The sequence below is a fragment of the Cutibacterium modestum genome (genome assembly GCF_008326345.1).
GTDB lineage: Bacteria > Actinomycetota > Actinomycetes > Propionibacteriales > Propionibacteriaceae > Cutibacterium > Cutibacterium modestum.
Window position 1 is genome coordinate 466,765 of record NZ_BJEN01000003.1, and the last position, 17,706, is coordinate 484,470.

The following is a 17,706-nucleotide window of genomic DNA, read 5'->3' on the forward strand; positions in this document are numbered from 1 at the left end:
CAACTGCGACATTTTTCACGCACTGTGGACGAATTGGTCCTGTTCGGCCGTAGCCGACGAGGTACGGGGATTCATAGGTGTGTCCGTACGGTTGCCAACAACTGAGGCTGATGGAGGCGATAACGGCAGCGCCACGCCTCGCGGCTGTTGCAGTCCGAACTAGGGAAGATCCCCTGAGTAAGGCGATACTAACTTTCAGGCTACTACTCAGACATCACCTTGATTCGTGATGGACGGTTTGCTCACACTGGTGTCTTCCGCCACCATCCCTCTGACAAGGGTATTCAGTTAAAGCCCGTGATTGTCCCCATCCTGGGGGTGTGTGAGCTAGAGCGTTCTGAGCGGCCTTACGGCGCTGTACAGGGGCGGCGACCGGCACCTTTTGACGTGTGACTTGTAAGACTGCCCCTTTGAGATGATGTGATGAGTAGTATGAGTGATGACCCTACCGGATCCCGGACCATCCCGAAGACAGCCGCTCCCGCACCCGCGGACATCCAGCCATCGGACCAACCGGCGGTCATGATAGAGGGGCTGACCAAGCGGTTCGGACCCAAGGTCGCCGTCGACAACTTAACGATGTGGGTTCCGCGCGGCTCGATGTTCGGCTTCGTCGGCCCTAATGGTGCCGGCAAGACGACGACCCTGTCGATGGTTACCGGGCTGCTTCGGCCTGACAGTGGCCATGTTCAGGTGTTGGGCCATGACGTCTGGGCCGATCCGGTTGCGGCTAAGGCTCAGATGGGCGTCTTGCCCGACGGAATGAAAACCTTCGACCGGCTCTCCGGGCGAGAACTTCTTCACTTCTGCAGCATGCTGCACCGTCTTGACGAGGTCACAGTCAATGAACGCACCGACGGGCTTCTCGATGCTCTTGGCCTCACGGAATCCGCGAGCACTCTGGTCTGCGACTACTCCGCCGGCATGACCAAAAAGATCGGCCTGGCCTGCGCTCTTATCTCTGACCCTGCACTCCTCATCCTTGACGAGCCTTTCGAGTCCGTCGACCCCGTCTCTGGTCAGACGATCCGCGTGATCCTGCGTCGCTTCGTCGAGGGCGGCGGGACGGTCGTCATCTCCAGCCACGTCATGGAACTTGTTGAGTCCCTGTGTGACTCGGTGGCCGTCATCGCCCGGGGGCGCTTGCAAGCAATCGGAGCCCTTGACGATGTCCGTCAGGGCAAGTCACTCCAGGATAGGTTTGTCGAACTGGTCGGTGGGAACGCTAATACGGGGGAGGGACTCACGTGGTTGCGCAAGTCCTGAAATACCAGTGGGGCACCACCCTGGCCCCCTTCCGTAAAGGTGCCAGGGCGGCCGAGACCATCGGACTGATCTTCCTCATTCTGATGTCCTTGTTCTTGGGCGGGAACTACTTCGCTTACGTGTGGTTAGCCGGGCAACTTGGCACTGATCCGCGCGGTTCCACCACCACTGTGGCAGGGGCCTCGCTCATCGTCTTCTGGATCATTCTGCCGGTGCTTTTTGGTGCCCAGCCCACCTACACCGACCCGTGGCGATACGCAGTCTTTCCCAGGCGAGCGAAAGAACTCATGCCCGCCTTCGTTATCGTCGCGCTGTTGAGCTGGGGAGGGATCGTCACCCTCATAGCATCGGCCTCACACGTCCTGACATGGTCGGGGGCCGGAGCCGTCGCGATGGCGGCGGCTGTGCTCGGTGTCCTGTTGGGATGGACTGCGGCCATAATCGCGTCGGGTCTCCTGCTGGCAGCGATGTCGGCTGTGTTGGCGAAGCGTCGATTCCGCGAGGCCATGATGGTTTTCGTTGTGCTGCTGTGTTGTGGCCTTGGCGTCGGGATGCAGGTTGTGACGAGGACTGACGCAACCACCCACACGATTCCGGTCAACGTTGGGCAAATCGTTGGATGGACCCCGTTGGGTTGGGCCTGGTCACTGCCGTGGGAGGCTGCCGATGGTCGCTGGTTAGCTTTCGTCGTCAAGCTCGTCGCCGGCGTCGCCGTAGTCGGTGTCATGGTGTGGGCCTGGCAGGTCCTCGTCGCGCGTCGCCTCGTTGCACCAGTTGGGGACGGCGGAAGCGTCGAGAAAGTGAAGGCGGCGAGCCGGATCGACCGAATTTTGCCGGCCACCCCGACCGGGGCTATTACTGGGCGCACTCTGAGGTACCTGAAGCGAGACCCTCGAATGATTTCGGTGATACTCAACACTTTCCTCGTCCCGGTTCTGGTTGGTCTTCCGATGCTCGTCAACGCGGGAGAGGAGGCGCACGATCCGCAGACTGCCGTCATCATGACTGCGATTCCCTTCGCCACGATGCTCGTGGCGACGCCGTTGTACTGCGGGTCACTCATCAGCTACGACGGGACAGCGCTGTGGCACCACATCGAGGCGTCGGTCACGGGTGTTGAAGACCGACGCGGCCGCGCGATTGCTTATCTTTTTGTCACCATGCCGGTCAGCTTGGTGTTGTCCGTCGCTATCACGGGATGGTGTGGTCACTGGGAGTTATTGCCGGTAGTAATAACAGAGGCTTTAGGGGCTCTCCTACTCTCGACCGGGATCGGCTCGTGGATGGGTGTCGTCAATCCGATGCGTATTGCGGAGAATCGCAAGGGCAGCGGGTTCAGCTCAGGGTCAGGATCATCTGCCGGTGCCGGCTGTCTCGGTGCTTTGATCGGTATGGTGTCAGGTTTTCTTGTTGCCATCCCCATGATCGTCCTTGTGGCGCTTGTGGGGATGTCGGGAAATGCGGGGTGGAGCATTCTGCTGGCCTGTGTTGCAGGTCTGGGATGGTCCTTCCTGGTGCTACACATCGGGATCACGATGGGCGGACGACGACTCGATCGCAGCTGGAATGAGGTGCTGACGAAGATCACCCCGGCGGCCTGACCTACCCAGCCAGGGTCCCATTTCAGTGCTCTCACTTCTGAGTGCTCCCACGCCAGCATGTGATCATCCAGCGTTACCATGAAGATGTCTCTTGCGATCAACGACGTTGGAAGAGTGGCGATGACTGAACTACTTGCTGGTCGTACTGCGCTGGTGACCGGTGGAACCGCTGGAATAGGTCGCGGAATCGCGGAGGTACTCACATCCCACGGCGCCCGTGTCGCCGTGACCGGTGTGACCGAGGGAAGGTGTGTTCAGGCACGCGAAGATGGACTCGATGTTTACCAACTCGACGTGCGGGACAAGAAAGCCTGCATTCGCGTGGTAAATGATGTCGCTGCCGAGTTTGGTGGCCTGTCCGTGCTCGTTGCTAACGCTGGTGTGTACCCCCAGGCCCGTCTCGCCGATCTTGACGACGACCAAATTGACTTCATCTTCGACGTCAATGTCAAGGGCATGATGCACGTCGTCCAGGCGGCAACGCCAGCCCTGCGTGAATCTGGTCGCGGCCGCATCGTGGTGACCTCGTCCATCACTGGCAATATCACCGGACACCCGGGATGGTCCCATTACGGTGCTACCAAGGCGGCACAGATGGGATTCATCCGCTCGGCCGCAATGGAACTAGCACGCGACAAGATCACCGTTAACGCCGTGATGCCGGGCAACATCGTGACCCCAGGTTTGAAGGCACTCGGCGACGCTTACATCGCCGAGATGGCGAAGGCAGTTCCACTGGGGATGCTCGGCGAGGCGACGGATGTCGGAGAAGCGGTAGCGTATCTCGCCTCCGATGGTGCACGCTATGTGACCGGTCAGTCGATTGTCGTCGACGGTGGGCAGATCCTGCCCGAGGGACCGGACGCGCTGGCAGAAATGTAGTCGCCGCCCGCCTCGGCGGCATCTGGCACGAATTGGGCACGTCGGGAAGCCCGCCGTAGTACCCGCAGGATCGGACGTCCTAACAGTGCCAGACATACCGCATTGGTGAGTGCGCGTCCCAGATTCCATCCCATGGACGTCGCCATGTTGAACAGTACGAAGTGCCACAGATTTGTGAGTGGGGAGGCGTGCGGGACAAAGGATAGCTGGGTGCTGGTGCCCAGGTTAAAAGGCCAGAAGGCGAAGTCCATCAACCATCCGTAAACGAAGGCTGAGATGAATCCCCAACCACACAGCCAGGCGATCTCGGCCCTTCCCCGTGCTCTGGGGAGCAACCCCGCTCCCAGCCCGACGAACCCCGAGGCGATCATCTGGTAAGGCAGCCACGGCCCGAAACCAGCGGTGAGCAGGGCCGATGCGAACATCGTTGTGGTGCCGAGGACGAAGCCAAAAGCCGCGCCGAATACCCTTGCCCCGGCAATCATGAGGATGAAGACGAAGGAGATCCCAGCTATCGACGGGCTGAGAGTGCGTAGTGCCGCCCCACATGCGGTGAGCACGCCGATCATGGCGAGGGCCTTGACGTCAATCCCATCTGAACTGAGTTGAGAGACCACCACCGCCAACACCACTGGCAGGATCGCCGCGAAGAGAAACGGGGTGCGCGTCTCATAGTCAGCAGCGCTTCCTGGGTTCAGGAAGAGCGGCCAACAGAAGGCCAGCAGCCCCATGACGGCGGTGACGATGAGCAGCACCCGAGACGTCGTCGAGGTGCGGACGGCGACGTTCTGCCTGCTGCTCATCGGCGGCCTCCCGCCGGGATGCGTACGAGTCTCTCGACGTCGGCAATCGTCATCACGTCGGCCGGATGAAAAACCTTGGCAATCTGTGGACTGAACCCGGGCGAGGAGGTACACACTGAGCGCGTGGACCCATCGGCAACAACGTGGCCGGTGGCCATGACGATAGTGCGATCCGTTGTTGTTGCGGCAAACTCGACGTCGTGGGTGGCCAGTAGCACCGCAGCCGACTCACCCGTAGCGCCGGTGGCAATATCCCTGATGATCCTGGTCAGCTCGATCTTCATGGCGTAGTCGAGGCCGCGGGTGGGCTCATCGAGGAGGAGGATGTCGGGGCGACTAGACAGCTGGATCGCTAGCACGAGGGCCAGACGCTGGCCTTCCGACATATCCCGAGGATTGCGATCTTCTGGCAATTCCACACCGAGACGGGACAAGATGTCCCGCGTGGTACCGTCAGGTACTTCAGACTCCTTGTCAGCTTGGGCGCACTCCTCGGCGACAGTCGGTAAGTAGAGCAGGTCGGAGGCCGACTGCGGTACCAGGCTCACCATCCGGCGAGCGGTTGCGGCGTCGGCCTTGCGGGGGTCGGCCCAGGAGCCGTCGTGGTTGACTAGCACTTTCCCTGACGACTTCGTCGCCCCCTGGATCGCCCACATGAGAGACGACTTGCCTGATCCATTTCGCCCCATGAGGCAGGTGATGGTGCCGCATTCCAGCGTGGCCGTTATGGAATCGACGGCGTGCACCGTGCCGTACTTGACCCCAAGCTTCTCCAAACGCAGCACCTCGTCGCCGTCGCTCTGCCAGGTCATCGCTTCGGAGGGTTGCGGGGCATGTGGGAGGTCTAGATGCGGGCCGACCCGACGGCGTGCTTCGCGCACCGACAACGGGACGGTTTGCCACCCCATGGTGCGGCTCAGGGCAGCTAATGGCGGGACGACGTCAGCGCGGGCTAACACGTCCTCGGGGCGCCCCTGCACTACCGAACCATCACCGGGTAGCCACCAGACGGCGTCTGCGGCGTGCATGACGCGTTCCAGACGATGCTCGGCGAGGACGACGGTCAGCCCGACGTCATGGACCAGCGTGGTAATAGAGGCAAGAACGTCTTGGGCTGCCGTCGGATCGAGGGCACTGGTCGGTTCGTCGAGGACAAGAATGCGAGGTTGGGCGGCCAAAACGGCGGCGATAGCTACCCGCTGTTGCTGGCCTCCAGAAAGGCTCAGCAAGGCCCTGCGGCGCAGATCGGCGATCCCTATGAGGTCCAAGGTTTCCTCGACTCTCTTGCGCATTACTGACGGCGAAATGCCCAACTGCTCCATGCCGTAGGCGATCTCGTCCTCGACGGTGTCGGTGACGAACCCGGCGACCGGGTTCTGCCCGACTACCCCAACAACGTCGGCCAGTTCGCGGGGGCGGTGGGTGCCGGTGTCGCGCCCGGCGACGATCACGGTGCCGTCGAGGCGCCCGCCGCTGAAGTGAGGGACGATCCCGTTGAGAGCCCCCAGCAGCGTCGATTTGCCGGTGCCGGTGCGCCCGACGACCAGGGTTAGGTCCCCCTCTTCGACGGCGAGATTGATATTTCTGAGGGTCGGAGTCGAGGCCCCAGGGAGGGTTATCGACACGTTCGACAGGGTGATGACATCGCTCATGACTCGAGTACCTCGTCCTTCCGGGATGCCCATGACGTGGCCTGCTCCGGGTCAACTTGGGTGGATCTTTGGGGCGCGGGGGTGAATATTCCAGGCAAGATGGCCGCCACGACGAGGAGGAGCATCGTCGGTTCTAATGGCGGCCAGACCACCGGCGAGGTAGACACAGTGATGGCCTTGGGGTTAGCGCGGGATAGCCAAATCATGGTGGCTACCGCGACCGCTCCGCATAGGCACGACGCTGTCGCCTGCCACGCCCACGGGTCGGGACGGTACCGGCTCACCCCGAGTAGACGCCCCGAGATCCGCAGCCCGATAATCGATCCGATGATCCCGGCGATGATGAGCACGGTGCCGATATGCTGGCCCATCCGGTCGGTCAGGAACCACGAACAGAGGCTTCCCGGGGCGCAGGCTGAGGGGTCGGCGCTGAACGACCCAGTTGGATTAGCAAGGACGCCGTAACAGCCTAGGGTCAGCAGCATCACCGAGACGATGAGCAGAACTCGCGTCCCCGGACGGACTCGACGATCGGTGCGTCCGTACCCGCGCGACTCCATCCCGCGAGCCAGAGACATCGATGTCTCGACGGAATCCTCAAGGACTGGAACGAGCACGGTTACCAGGGCGCGGATTCCGGTTCGGGTATCGCCGCGCAGCCGTCGAGCGTGTCGAACTCGTTGCACCGAGGCGATGAGTTGGAGAAAGACCGACAGAGCGATGACAACTGCCCCCGAAACATCATGCAAAGCGGCCGGGACTGATTTGAGGACGCGTCGCGGGTTGGCCAGGGAGTTCGCGGCACCGAAGCAGACCAGCATTCCGGCTAATCGGAGGGCGTCATAACCGGTGGCGGCGAGCCCCTCGGCGGTAACCGGGCCGCCGAGGCGGATCCCGGCAGCCCAGTCGGGGAGGGACGCCTCGGGAAGACGGAAAAGCACCGTTCCCGTTCCGTCACCACCCATAAGAATTTGAAAGAACACGCGAATAACGATGATCGTGAAGGCCATGCCGGCATAGACCCCTGCTGACCGGGCCCACGGCTCGTCAGTGCGGCGCAAGGCGACGACGATGGCGACGGCTCCCGCGACGAGGACGACGAGAAGCGGATTATTGGTGAGGCTGATGGCGATTCCGCAGCCTGCTGCCCAGGCCCACCACGACCACGGATGGACAGTCCTGGTACTGCTTGCGGCGGTCGTGACAGGGATCTCAACGACCGGGTCAGCCGTCCTCGTCACCAATCTTGACACGGTTCAGCGCCGGTTCCAGTTGTTGTGAGGCATGGGTTTGCTTTCTATGGGCACTATCTCAGTTTACGACCCGGTCAGGCATTGACGTCGATGACCCGGAACCCCTTCGCGGAAGCAACCCGGGCTGCGTCGAAACCTTGCTCGCACAGCCAGCGGGTGAGAGAGTCTGCGCCGAGGTTTTTCCCGACGACGAGGTGCGCAACCCCTTCGTCGCTCAGACGCGCCAGCCACATCGTCAACATCTCGTGTAGGACCGCCTTGCCTACCCGGATTGGCGGGTTTGACCAGATCTCGTCGAAACGAAGGTCAGGGTCTACCTCATCAGGACGACAGGCATGGACGCGATCGCCGACTCCGAGGGCCTTGGCATTGCGGGTCGTCAAGTCGATGGCGAGGTCGTTGACATCGACGGAGACGACCCGGGAACCAGGGCAGGCTCGCCCCAGGGCGCAAGCGATGGGCCCATAGCCGCAGCCAAGGTCGAGGAAGGTGCCGTCAGATGGCGGGGGAGTGACCTCGCGCATGAGGACGGCGGTGCCTGGGTCGAGGCGCGCCCCGGAAAATACCCCACCGGCTGTGGTCATCGTCATGGAATCGTCCCAGACGTTGACGGTGATTGTGCGGGTCTGGACCGATCCCTTCGGGGTGTTGAAGTAGTGGCAGGGTGCATGGTCGTCGCGGCGCGATTGGCTCATCGGTCCTCCCAACAGGTGTCGCAAATGTCGTCGTGGGTTCGACGGGAACGGGCCTGGGCAGCGCGTTCGGCGAGATCCGCGTCAGCGGGGTAGCCGACCTCCTCGAGGGTGAGTCCGCAGGCTGGCATGACGAGCACAGATGATGCTCGTGAGGCGCTGGCGGCAACCTCGTCGAGCCAACCTTGGTTGCGCTGTCCCGAGGCGACTGCGGTGAGAGCTCCGACGAGGGATCTCACCATGGAGTGACAGAACGCGTCGGCGCGGACGGTCACCTCGACAGTGCCGCACGGGTCGTCGAGCCGCTCTGCGTGGCAGTCGAGGAGAGTGCGGATCGTCGTGGCGCCCTCGCGGTATTTACAAAAGGCGGCGAAGTCGCGCAGCCCGAGAAGGGAGGCGCCTGCGGCGTTGAGGCGGTCGAGGTCGAGGTGTCTTGGTACGGATGCCACGTGGAAGCGTGTCACTGGATCGGGGCGGGACGACTCGTCCCACAGCCGGTAGACGTAGCGGCGCCACAGGGCTGAGAACCGGGCGTCGAATTCATCGGGAACGCTGCGGATGGACTTGACGACGACGTCAGGGTCGAGGACCCGGGACAGTCGTCGCAGCATTGATGAGGTGTCCACACCGTCGGGGAGGTCAACGTGCGCTACCTGGCCGCGGGCGTGGACACCAGCGTCAGTACGTCCGGCGACTGTCAGTGGAGTGGGCACGCCGAGGCGTAGCACCCGAGGAATCCACCTTTCTAGGTCGCCTTGGACGGTGCGACGGTCTGGTTGCACGGCCCACCCCGAGAAATTCGCCCCGTCATAGGCAATATCCAGGCGCCAGCGGGTCATGATTTCTCCGCGCGACGCCAGGTGAGGTCATGGACGACGCGTCCGGCCGCCAGCCCTTTCTTTTCGTAGCGAGTAACTGGGCGCTCATCCCAGCGTGGGCTGAACCCGTCTGGGCCTGTGTTGACCGGCTTAAGGAGCGGCTCAGCCGATAGCACCCCGAGCATCCACGTGGCGTAGTCGTCCCAGTCGGTGGCCAGGCGCCACAGGCCGCCGGGACGTAGCCGGGAGGCCACCAGGCGAGCTATGTCGGGGTTGACGATGCGGCGCTTGTGATGACGTTTCTTATGCCATGGGTCGGCGAAAAAAGTCCAGATCTCGTCGACCTCACCGGGCTCAACGAGATGATCGAGCCCGGCTGCGGCGTCAGCAAGGATGATGCGGGCGTTCGTCGCACGGGCGGCGTGGAGTTTGGTGAGGGTGCTAGCGGCCGACGGTAGGTAGACCTCGAAGCCAATAAAGTCGCGTTCTGGATGAGCTGAGGCTAGGGCGGCTAGAACGTCACCGGATCCGGTACCGATCTCCACAGTGAGCGGGGCGGTGCGTCCAAAGATTTTCGGCAGGTCGAGGTGAGCCCCGGGGGCCACCGAGGTGCTGGTTGCGTCGCGGGGGACCTCGATCATATATGTGCTAGCTAAGGTGTCCATGGACCGCTGCTGGGACACATTCATCCGAGGAGATCGACGGACAAAAGAGACGACCCCGCGCCGAACCCGGTCACCCGAGCGGTGGGCGCCTGCCGAGTGGTCGTCGGAATACTCCGCATTGGGCCCCGGGGTGAGGGAGTCGCTACCAGAGGTGGAGCCGAGGTCGTCAATCATGAGCCTACATCCTAGGTGACGGCACCGACACCCCGTGTGGACGAGTTGCGGAACGCGCATTTTTCAAGTGGTGAGCCTTGCGAAAATCAGTACTAGCTCGGAATTCGATAAAGTAATAAAAATCTAGTTTTCGCTAATTTGGGGCGCATTATTTTTGTCGCAAAATGCGATTAGATGAGGCTTGCCTTGCTTGTGGGCGGTATTATTCATGTGTAACTTGGATGCAGTCAGACACGCGGTGGTCATTTATGAAAGGTCACTGACATGGTTACTGCTACCCCTGTTATTTCCTGTAACTGCACCGACTGCGCTTTCAATGATTCCGGTTGCACTGCCTTCGCGGTGACCGTCGGTGGGGCGACCGGTAAACCCACCTGTACAACCATCGCCCATCTCGATGCCCGTGCTGGCCTGTCTTCGGCTGATGGGCGTGTCGGTGCTTGCCACCGCATCGAGTGCATCCATAACGACAAGCTCATGTGCACCGCCGAGGAGGTCACCATTAGTGATGCCGCAGCGTGCAACGCCTACCAAGCTCGCTGAGTTACACAGGAGGCGTTTTCCCTGCACCCGTCGACGCTGTAAGGCGTCGGATCCTGGCGCAACTGACTGCCCCAGCGCAGGTTAGGTGTGGGCCCTCTCGGGGGAGAGAGGGTCCACACTGTCCCGGATCCGGCTGTCAGACACGCGAAGGGTGTACCGGACCCGAGTTCAGAGGGAGCTGGGCCACGGCGTCCTCCAGCTCGCTAAGGGATGCCACATCTTGGTCCAGCGGAATGAACACCGCACCCGTCTGGTTGGGATTGACGTACATGAGAGTCAGCCCCGTGCGGTCGATGTCGGCACAGAATACCCGACCCACGGTATGCGGGCAGGCGTGGTGGGTTGCTCGTGACCAGCAGCGGCAGCCCGAAAGAGTTTCCGCGAGCACCTCATCGCACAGATGCGAGAGTTGCCTATCACCTAAGCGCGCGACGATATCCAACGCGGAGAACTCATCCTCGACGGAGGGGAAAACCTTGTCGTTCGGGATGTCATCGATGAGAGCGGGAAGATCAATCTCGGTGCTTCCCATGGCGTCGTGAAGGATGCTGCGAGTCGGGGTGATAACCCCGATGAGGGCATCGCTGAAATCGGCGATGGTTGATACCTCGTTCGGTAGGACATCCGTGGCTAAAAGATGGTCGATCTGGTCGGCGCTCAACCATGTGACTGTTCCGAGGACGTGAAGAGTGGCCGCCAGCAGGCGGATCCCCGGTTCCGGGGCGTCCTTGGAGATCTCGAGGCGGACGTCGGTGGCAAGTCCGGCTGGTATCTGACAGAGGGCTTGATCTGGGTGGGATCGCAAGCCCACCACGAACCGGCCGGAGGTGGTAACGCCATGAGCTTGGAGATCGCATGTCCAGTCATCCAGATTGCCATCGGCTGAAATCATGGCGTGAGCCACCATTGTGGCCATGCCGGCACCACTGGCGATACGGCGGGCCAGGGAAGAACAGCGCTGCGACAGGACTGATGCCATCCGGGCGGTGTCTTTCGTCCCGTCGGCACCGTGGCTGCCGGAGGTGTCACCAGGTCGTGGGGTAGTCATTGTCACATCCCTTCATCTTAGGCGAGCCTAATCTAACACGATATTGTTCGAGGTGAATGCAGAGCGTCACTTTTTGGGATTGGGCCACTGGATGCAAGACGGCTAGTCCAAGCCATGGTCGCAGGTGATCCGAGCGCCTGCGGGGTGCGTCATACGGTGAGTCTGTTGGGCGCGTCGCGGTGGTCTTCTCGCGGCCTCATGGACGACCATTTCCAGGCATCCTTCGCTGCCTTGGGGCTGGGCCGTTCGCTCATGAACCGTGCTGCTGTGCGTCGTGGCAGATCGTTGACTGTACTTCCCCAGAAAAATCACCGGGAGCCCGGTCGACTATCTGACGTGTTCGCACCAGGTGCGGGGGCAGGGACGGTAAGATTCCCGGCTCAGGTGTGGTTGCTGCGCTTCCATCAACAGAATGCTCTACCTCATCGAAGGCATAGAAGGATCCGGATACATACCCAGCGGAGATCCGGTGTGACCAGGGCGACCTTGCTGACGATGACGGCATCTTGGCGTCGCATATGCAGCGCCTCGACTCGCGCTTTCAGGTCGCCGGGCGATGAGGTGGGCGCCACCATATCCGGCAGGGCCCGTATCGCGAAACTGGCAGCCGCCGTCCGCCGGGATTTTGCCCTCCTACTCTCTACCCTGTAGCCTTTCACCGTTGCACTCGAGCAAACGGGAGTTGACCACCGCGGTCACTCCGCCTGTCCGACACAGCGATGTCGTGATGCGGTTCCGGTCTCCGGCGTGTCACGCCGTCGAGTGAAGGAATCGCCCGCAGGGCAGCACCACGTTGCAAGATCCCTGTACGTAACCTCACGTATGGGACCGAGTTCGAGAAGGTATCCGTGACCACCTACAGCCCCAAGGTCGGCGAGGTGCGGCGCAATTGGTACGTCATTGACGCCGAGGACATTATCCTGGGTCGTCTGGCCACCACCGCTGCCAACCTCCTGCGCGGCAAGCATAAGCCGCAGTACGCCACCCACATCGACACCGGTGACTTCGTCATCGTCGTCAACGCCTCCAAGATTGCGCTGACTGGCAAGAAGGCCACTGACTCGTTGCGTTACGACCATTCCGGGCGCCCGGGTGGCCTGCGCGTCACCAGCATCGGCGAGATGCTTGAGAAGAACCCGCGTCGCGCCGTGGAGCGCGCGGTGTGGGGCATGATGCCTAAAAACAAGCTGTCGCGTCAGCAGCTCAAGAAGCTGAAGGTGTACGGCGGCCCTGAGCATCCGCACGCTGCGCAAAACCCGCAGCCTTACGAGATCACCCAGATCGCCCAGTGATCGCCCACGAAGGATTGTGACAGTGACTGACACCGCAACCGAGAACCTCGAGAACACCGAGGTCGTCCCATTCACCGAGGGCGACCGTGAGATCGCCTACCGCACCGACTCCACCCCGACCGTGGCCGCCGGGGAGTCCAAGCGCCCTGCCATGATCGCTGCTGGCGCTGCCACCGGCCGCCGCAAGGAAGCCATCGCCCGCGTCCGCATCATTCCCGGCTCCGGCCAGTGGAAGATCAACGGTCGTACCTTGGACGAGTACTTCCCGAACAAGGTTCACCAGCAGATCGTGACCGATCCCTTCGCCGCTGCTGGTGTCGAGGGGGCTTACGACGTCATTGCCCGTATCGGTGGTGGCGGTGTCACCGGTCAGGCTGGTGCGCTGCGTCTGGGCATTGCCCGCGCCCTGAACAATGTTGATGCCGAGGCCTCGCGTCCCGCCCTCAAGAAGGCTGGCATGCTGACCCGTGACGCTCGCGCCAAGGAGCGCAAGAAGGCTGGGCTCAAGAAGGCCCGTAAGGCTCCGCAGTACTCGAAGCGTTGATCTGCTTCCCGTAACTTGGGGCGACTCTCCTGGAGGGTCGCCCCAAGGCGTTTTATGGGGGCGATCGATACCTCTTCAGCGGGTGTTCCGCTCAGGCGCCACACGTGATGGGTACAGTGGATCTTCGTGGCACGACTTTTTGGAACTGACGGAGTGCGCGGTGTAGCTAACCAGGATCTCACCGCCGAGTTGGCCCTCGACCTGTCGGTCGCGGCTGCTCATGTCCTGGGCGAAGCGGGTGCTTTCGGGCACCGTCAACCCACCGCGTTAGTAGCACGTGATCCACGCGCATCCGGCGAGTTTCTCGAGGCCGCTGTTTGTGCTGGGTTGGCCAGTGCCGGTGTGGATGTGCTGCGCGTCGGCGTGATCCCAACCCCCGCTGCAGCCTACCTCGTCAACGAGTACCGCACTGATCTGGGCGTCATGCTCTCGGCCTCGCACAACCCTATGCCTGACAATGGCATCAAGTTCTTCTCCCGCGGTGGCGTGAAACTACCTGACGACCTTGAGGATGCCATCGAGCAGCGCATGGGCGAGCCGTGGGCCCGCCCTATTGGCGACAAAGTCGGTCGTATCCGCTACACCCCGCAGGCCGTCGACACCTACGTCGACCACCTGGTGCGCTCGCTGCGTCAGCAGGATACCCTCAAGGGGTTGAAGATCGTTCTGGATACCGCCAATGGTGCCTCTTTCCACACGGCGACGGCTGCCTTTACTACCCAGGGTGCCGAGGTCGTCGCGATCCATGACCAGCCTGACGGTCTCAACATCAATGAGCGGTGCGGTTCCACCCATCCCGAGAAGCTGCAGGCCAAGGTCGTTGAGGCCGGCGCTGACATGGGATTGGCCTTTGACGGCGACGCTGACCGTTGCTTGGCTGTCGACCATGAGGGCAACATCGTCGATGGAGACCAGATCATCGCGATCCTCGCATTAGCTTTGCAGGAGGACCACCGCTTGGCTTCGAACACCGTCGTCGCGACGATCATGAGCAACCTTGGCCTTATCATCGCGATGCGCGAGCACGATATCCACGTCGACCAGACCAAGGTCGGTGACCGCTACGTCCTCGAGTCAATGAACGCCAATGGGTTCTCGCTAGGTGGTGAACAGTCCGGACACGTTATTATGAGTGAGTTCGCCACCACTGGTGACGGTGTTCTCACCGGTCTGCACCTGGCTGCGCGCGTCGCGCGTACCGGCAAGGCCCTCAAGGAATTAGCCTCGGTGATGACCCGGCTGCCGCAGGCTCTCATCAATGTGCATGGCGTCGACAAGCTGCGAGCTGGCATCGATCCAGACGTCAACAAGGCGGTTGCTGATGCCAACCAGAAGCTCGGTGACACCGGTCGAGTGGTGCTGCGTCCGTCGGGTACTGAGCCGGTCGTGCGGGTCATGGTCGAAGCCGGTACCCAAGAGGAGGCTGATCGGATCTGCTCTGAGCTCGCCGAGACCGTCAAGGCCAGCTTGGCTTTGTGAGCGTCATGGGATTTTTTCGTCGCCCCGATGCTGACCTGTCCGGTCTGGACGCCGGGGTGGCGAAGCGTCTGCGCGCGATGGTCGAGGAGTCGCTAGCGGCAATGGGTATCGACGCAAATGTTTCGGGCGATCGAGCCGCGACTTCTATCGGTGATATCCCGCTTGCCCCGATCGCTGAGGAGCTCGGTGGCCACCATCGCGACAACTGGCAGCTGGTCGTCGACGAACTTGTTACGCGGATGGTACGGTCTGTCCTTGACGGTGCCACTCCTCTGACCGACGCCACCCTCGCCGAGCACGTTGTCGTCAAGGTGTTGGGCGATCGGGAGCGTGCCGGACGCAGTTTCGACTACGCGCAGTCCTTTATCTCGAACGTTACTAGGGAGCCTGTCCCCGGGCTGGTCGTCGCCTTGGCATGGTTCGACGGTGAGGTTGGGCTCCTCAACGACGCGACATTGGCCGAGGTTGTAGACCTTGACGCGGCGTACCGTCTTGGTACCGAAAGATTAGCGTCGGTCCTCGCCGACGGGCTTTCTTTCACTCGTGACGGTGACATCCTTGTCGTGACTGGCTCGTCGTGGCTGGTGTCGTCATGGCCGTTGGCGAAGGGGGCAGGAGGGCCTATCGCCGACGAGCTGGGTGAGAGCGTGGTTGTTGGGATCGAGGCCCCGGATCGTGTTGTGGTCGCGGCGCAGGGCCGGGAGAGGCAGATGAACGAAGTCTTGTCGGCGTCTCGAATCGCGGATCCGTTCCCTTGGTATATCGTCTAACCGAACTGGACGTTTGAGGGCTGGGCGCGGCGAGATGACGTCGACTCAGACCTTCCTGATCCACATATTGCGGACTTCGTGGCCGGGGCCCTTGTGCAGGATCGCGGTTGCTCGGCCACGGGTGGGAAGCACGTTTTGTACCAGGTTCGGGCCGTTGATGGTGTCCCAGATCTCTTTAGCGATGGTGCTGGCCTCGTCGTCGGGCATCCGTGCGTACTCGCCGAAGAACGAGTGGGGATCGGTGAACGCGGTCTGGCGCAGGGTGAGGAATCGGTTGATGTACCACCGGATGATGTCAGCCTCTTCGGCATCAACATAGACCGAGAAGTCGAAGAAATCGCTCAGGGCTAGCCCCATCGTCCCGCTGCTGCGGCGTCGTGGCGGCTGCAGAACGTTAAGCCCCTCAATAATGAGGATGTCGGGCTGCCGGACGACGAGCTGCTGGTTGGGGACGATGTCGTAGGTGACGTGAGAGTAAACGGGTGCGGTGACCTCGGGCATTCCAGACTTGACGTCGACGACGAATTTCAACAGGGCTTTGCGGTCGTAAGATTCGGGGAATCCCTTGCGTGAAAGCAGACCGCGTTCCTCGAGGATCTGGTTGGGGTAGAGAAATCCGTCGGTCGTCACGAGGTCCACGATGGGACGGCGCGGGGAACGTCCCAAAAGTTCCCGAAGCAGGCGCGCCACGGTCGACTTGCCGACTGCCACCGACCCGGCGATTCCGATGACAAAGGGGGTGCGCCTCATGCCGTGGCGGGTGAGTTGTAGGAAGTTATTGGAGGCGTCGAAGAGGGCGCCAGTGTGCATGCAGTACAGATGGATGAGTTGGGTTAGCGGGCGGTATACCTCGACGACGTCACGGTGGCTGGTGGGATCGCCGAGACCACGGATGCGATTCAGGGTGGCCTCGTCGATATCGATTTCGGTCGAATCTGAAAGTGCGGCCCATGATTCTCGAGATAATTCGATGAACGGCCCCGGCTCGGTGTTGTCGTCGTCGACGGGGGTGGTGGGGGTCAAGTTCATCGGGCGCCTCCGAATGGTTGGTCGTAGCGACTGTACTTCACAGCGACGTTGAGAACATGGTTAATGCGACAGGATGGCGCAGTTCTGAGTCGCGGGACCGTGCCCACCGGGTGTCGTGTCGGTATCTACCTGGGCATGAATGGACGGATGGTGCAGGTGACCGGGGCCGCCCGTTGGGGATCCAAAGCGTTGACGACGATCTGGAGGGTCATCGGGTCATAGGGGATATTCGTGTGGGCGCTGAGGTCCAAAGGGCAGACGCCTTGGATGACAATGTTCTTAGCCCGGGGCTCATTGATGAACGTGTTAGTCCACGGAAATACTCGGTTGTCGAACCGGGTGGCGATGACGGTGTACTTAATGCCAGGGACGGTCATTCCATCAGCGTTGAGTTCCCTAAGGAACACAGAATCCTGTAGCTGTTGAGGTAATGATTCTAGATTCCGAAATTCTGCTGCAGTATTGAAGATGGCGCTGAGTGGGGTTCCAGCCGCATTAAGGAAATTTTCCAAGCCAAGGATGCTTGTTCCCTTGTTTGAAGGAACCAAACCGACAAGGTGGTGGACTTTCTTCGCGCCTCCGTAATATTTTATGTAGGCGCGCGGTAATGGGCCGCCACCTTGTGAATGGCCGACGAGGTCGACTTTCTGGGCCCGGGTTGCCTTGAGCACCTTGTCGATGAAGTGGGCCATGAACGCTGCGGTGGAGTAGATGTTGCCGCTGGTCTCAGCAGCTTCCACGAGCGGATGCGTCTCGGGATTGTAATTGAACGTATAGGCGCAGAATCCGGCGGCTTTGAGGCGGGGTCCATAGTACGACCATGTGATGAAGGCATCCTCGGACGTGCCCGGAATGAGGACGACGGGATGGGTGCCTTTCCGTGGTCTGCATCCGAAGTCGTTGGTGCCGGGAACTTTTGCGCCGGGATGCTTTTTTGCGAACCTGATTGCGGAGGTCCAACTGGGCATGCTCGGACCCTCGATGTTAGAGGGGATGCCGTCGGGGCTGTGAGGCGCGGCAACTCCACCCGGATGGTCGGGTGTGATGTGTGGGGGTGGGCTGGCGAGGGCAGTCGTTGCGGTGCCCAGGGCGATAGCGACAGTGGCGAGGAGGGTCGCGAGTAACCAGTTTTTCTTCATGGATCTCCTTTGGACAAACCCGTTATTGGTGGTCGTTGCAGGGCTCGTTCCTGGCC

The 17,706-nt window shown here is 61.5% G+C and carries 17 protein-coding genes; 8 read left to right on the top strand and 9 right to left on the bottom strand.

Annotated features, from left to right (window positions below):
- Window positions 1-522 precede the first annotated feature (522 nt).
- The 3 genes from F1563_RS10575 to fabG all read left to right on the top strand — a co-directional run bounded on the left by F1563_RS10575 (window position 523) and on the right by fabG (window position 3,749).
- The gene (locus tag F1563_RS10575) at window positions 523-1,266 is read left to right on the top strand and encodes an ABC transporter ATP-binding protein (RefSeq protein ID WP_036973917.1); all 744 of its coding nucleotides are present in this window, start codon (window positions 523-525) and stop codon (window positions 1,264-1,266) included.
- A complete protein-coding gene (locus F1563_RS10580; RefSeq protein WP_002528718.1) occupies window positions 1,248-2,867 on the top strand; it encodes a hypothetical protein in 1,620 nt (539 codons plus the stop codon). Before F1563_RS10575 ends, F1563_RS10580 begins: the two co-directional genes overlap by 19 nt.
- Before the next feature lie 120 nt (window positions 2,868-2,987).
- Window positions 2,988-3,749, top strand: coding sequence for a 3-oxoacyl-ACP reductase FabG (gene fabG / locus F1563_RS10585; protein WP_002528717.1), 762 nt, complete (start codon window positions 2,988-2,990; stop codon window positions 3,747-3,749).
- Here fabG and F1563_RS10590 read toward each other — a convergent pair.
- The 6 genes from F1563_RS10590 to trmB form a co-directional block, all read right to left on the bottom strand.
- On the bottom strand, window positions 3,683-4,552 hold the full coding sequence (locus F1563_RS10590; RefSeq protein ID WP_002528716.1) for an ECF transporter S component: 870 nt from the start codon (window positions 4,550-4,552) through the stop codon (window positions 3,683-3,685). The two genes, fabG and F1563_RS10590, sit on opposite strands and share 67 nt — an antisense overlap.
- The gene (locus F1563_RS10595; RefSeq protein ID WP_002528715.1) at window positions 4,549-6,204 is read right to left on the bottom strand and encodes an ABC transporter ATP-binding protein; all 1,656 of its coding nucleotides are present in this window, start codon (window positions 6,202-6,204) and stop codon (window positions 4,549-4,551) included. Before F1563_RS10595 ends, F1563_RS10590 begins: the two co-directional genes overlap by 4 nt.
- Window positions 6,201-7,457: a CbiQ family ECF transporter T component gene (locus tag F1563_RS10600; protein WP_172623665.1), complete on the bottom strand. Its 1,257-nt coding sequence runs from the start codon at window positions 7,455-7,457 to the stop codon at window positions 6,201-6,203. Before F1563_RS10600 ends, F1563_RS10595 begins: the two co-directional genes overlap by 4 nt.
- Window positions 7,458-7,531: 74 nt before the next feature.
- Complete coding sequence (locus F1563_RS10605) at window positions 7,532-8,152, bottom strand: class I SAM-dependent methyltransferase (protein ID WP_002528713.1); 621 nt, start codon at window positions 8,150-8,152, stop codon at window positions 7,532-7,534.
- On the bottom strand, window positions 8,149-8,988 hold the full coding sequence (truA, locus tag F1563_RS10610) for a tRNA pseudouridine(38-40) synthase TruA (RefSeq protein ID WP_002528712.1): 840 nt from the start codon (window positions 8,986-8,988) through the stop codon (window positions 8,149-8,151). The genes F1563_RS10605 and truA overlap by 4 nt, the downstream gene beginning before the upstream one ends.
- Window positions 8,985-9,806, bottom strand: coding sequence for a tRNA (guanosine(46)-N7)-methyltransferase TrmB (gene trmB, locus F1563_RS10615; protein WP_002528711.1), 822 nt, complete (start codon window positions 9,804-9,806; stop codon window positions 8,985-8,987). Before trmB ends, truA begins: the two co-directional genes overlap by 4 nt.
- A gap of 264 nt (window positions 9,807-10,070) precedes the next feature.
- Here trmB and F1563_RS10620 point away from each other — a divergent pair, with 264 nt between their 5' ends.
- Complete coding sequence (locus F1563_RS10620) at window positions 10,071-10,349, top strand: DUF1540 domain-containing protein (RefSeq protein WP_002528710.1); 279 nt, start codon at window positions 10,071-10,073, stop codon at window positions 10,347-10,349.
- A 136-nt stretch (window positions 10,350-10,485) separates the two neighbouring features.
- Here F1563_RS10620 and F1563_RS10625 read toward each other — a convergent pair whose 3' ends face one another.
- Entirely contained in the window at window positions 10,486-11,397 is a 912-nt protein-coding gene (locus F1563_RS10625) for a hypothetical protein (RefSeq protein ID WP_007434048.1), read from the bottom strand.
- An 848-nt stretch (window positions 11,398-12,245) separates the two neighbouring features.
- Between F1563_RS10625 and rplM the strand changes: the two genes are divergently transcribed.
- From rplM to F1563_RS10650, 4 genes are all read left to right on the top strand, one after another.
- Entirely contained in the window at window positions 12,246-12,689 is a 444-nt protein-coding gene (gene rplM, locus F1563_RS10635) for a 50S ribosomal protein L13 (protein WP_002528707.1), read from the top strand.
- Between the two features lie 22 nt (window positions 12,690-12,711).
- Window positions 12,712-13,233, top strand: coding sequence for a 30S ribosomal protein S9 (rpsI, locus tag F1563_RS10640; protein ID WP_002528706.1), 522 nt, complete (start codon window positions 12,712-12,714; stop codon window positions 13,231-13,233).
- 126 nt (window positions 13,234-13,359) lie between these two features.
- Window positions 13,360-14,712: a phosphoglucosamine mutase gene (glmM, locus tag F1563_RS10645; protein WP_007434046.1), complete on the top strand. Its 1,353-nt coding sequence runs from the start codon at window positions 13,360-13,362 to the stop codon at window positions 14,710-14,712.
- A 101-nt stretch (window positions 14,713-14,813) separates the two neighbouring features.
- Window positions 14,814-15,482: a hypothetical protein gene (locus F1563_RS10650; RefSeq protein WP_172623700.1), complete on the top strand. Its 669-nt coding sequence runs from the start codon at window positions 14,814-14,816 to the stop codon at window positions 15,480-15,482.
- 45 nt (window positions 15,483-15,527) lie between these two features.
- Here F1563_RS10650 and coaA read toward each other — a convergent pair whose 3' ends face one another.
- Both coaA and F1563_RS10660 read right to left on the bottom strand, forming a co-directional pair.
- Complete coding sequence (coaA, locus tag F1563_RS10655) at window positions 15,528-16,511, bottom strand: type I pantothenate kinase (protein ID WP_002546485.1); 984 nt, start codon at window positions 16,509-16,511, stop codon at window positions 15,528-15,530.
- A gap of 125 nt (window positions 16,512-16,636) precedes the next feature.
- Window positions 16,637-17,650, bottom strand: a complete 1,014-nt coding sequence (locus F1563_RS10660; protein WP_002528702.1) for an esterase/lipase family protein — start codon at window positions 17,648-17,650, stop codon at window positions 16,637-16,639.
- Between the last annotated feature and the right edge of the window lie 56 nt (window positions 17,651-17,706).

Coding starts and splice junctions, on each gene's coding strand:
- F1563_RS10575 (WP_036973917.1), top strand. CDS start 523: ATGATAGAGGGGCTGACCAAGCGGTTCGGACCCAAGGTCGCCGTCGAC.
- F1563_RS10620 (WP_002528710.1), top strand. CDS start 10,071: ATGGTTACTGCTACCCCTGTTATTTCCTGTAACTGCACCGACTGCGCT.
- F1563_RS10625 (WP_007434048.1), bottom strand. CDS start 11,397: ATGACTACCCCACGACCTGGTGACACCTCCGGCAGCCACGGTGCCGAC.
- truA (WP_002528712.1), bottom strand. CDS start 8,988: ATGACCCGCTGGCGCCTGGATATTGCCTATGACGGGGCGAATTTCTCG.
- coaA (WP_002546485.1), bottom strand. CDS start 16,511: ATGAACTTGACCCCCACCACCCCCGTCGACGACGACAACACCGAGCCG.
- fabG (WP_002528717.1), top strand. CDS start 2,988: ATGACTGAACTACTTGCTGGTCGTACTGCGCTGGTGACCGGTGGAACC.
- F1563_RS10650 (WP_172623700.1), top strand. CDS start 14,814: ATGGGTATCGACGCAAATGTTTCGGGCGATCGAGCCGCGACTTCTATC.
- F1563_RS10590 (WP_002528716.1), bottom strand. CDS start 4,552: ATGAGCAGCAGGCAGAACGTCGCCGTCCGCACCTCGACGACGTCTCGG.
- F1563_RS10595 (WP_002528715.1), bottom strand. CDS start 6,204: ATGAGCGATGTCATCACCCTGTCGAACGTGTCGATAACCCTCCCTGGG.
- F1563_RS10605 (WP_002528713.1), bottom strand. CDS start 8,152: ATGAGCCAATCGCGCCGCGACGACCATGCACCCTGCCACTACTTCAAC.
- F1563_RS10660 (WP_002528702.1), bottom strand. CDS start 17,650: ATGAAGAAAAACTGGTTACTCGCGACCCTCCTCGCCACTGTCGCTATC.
- trmB (WP_002528711.1), bottom strand. CDS start 9,806: ATGATTGACGACCTCGGCTCCACCTCTGGTAGCGACTCCCTCACCCCG.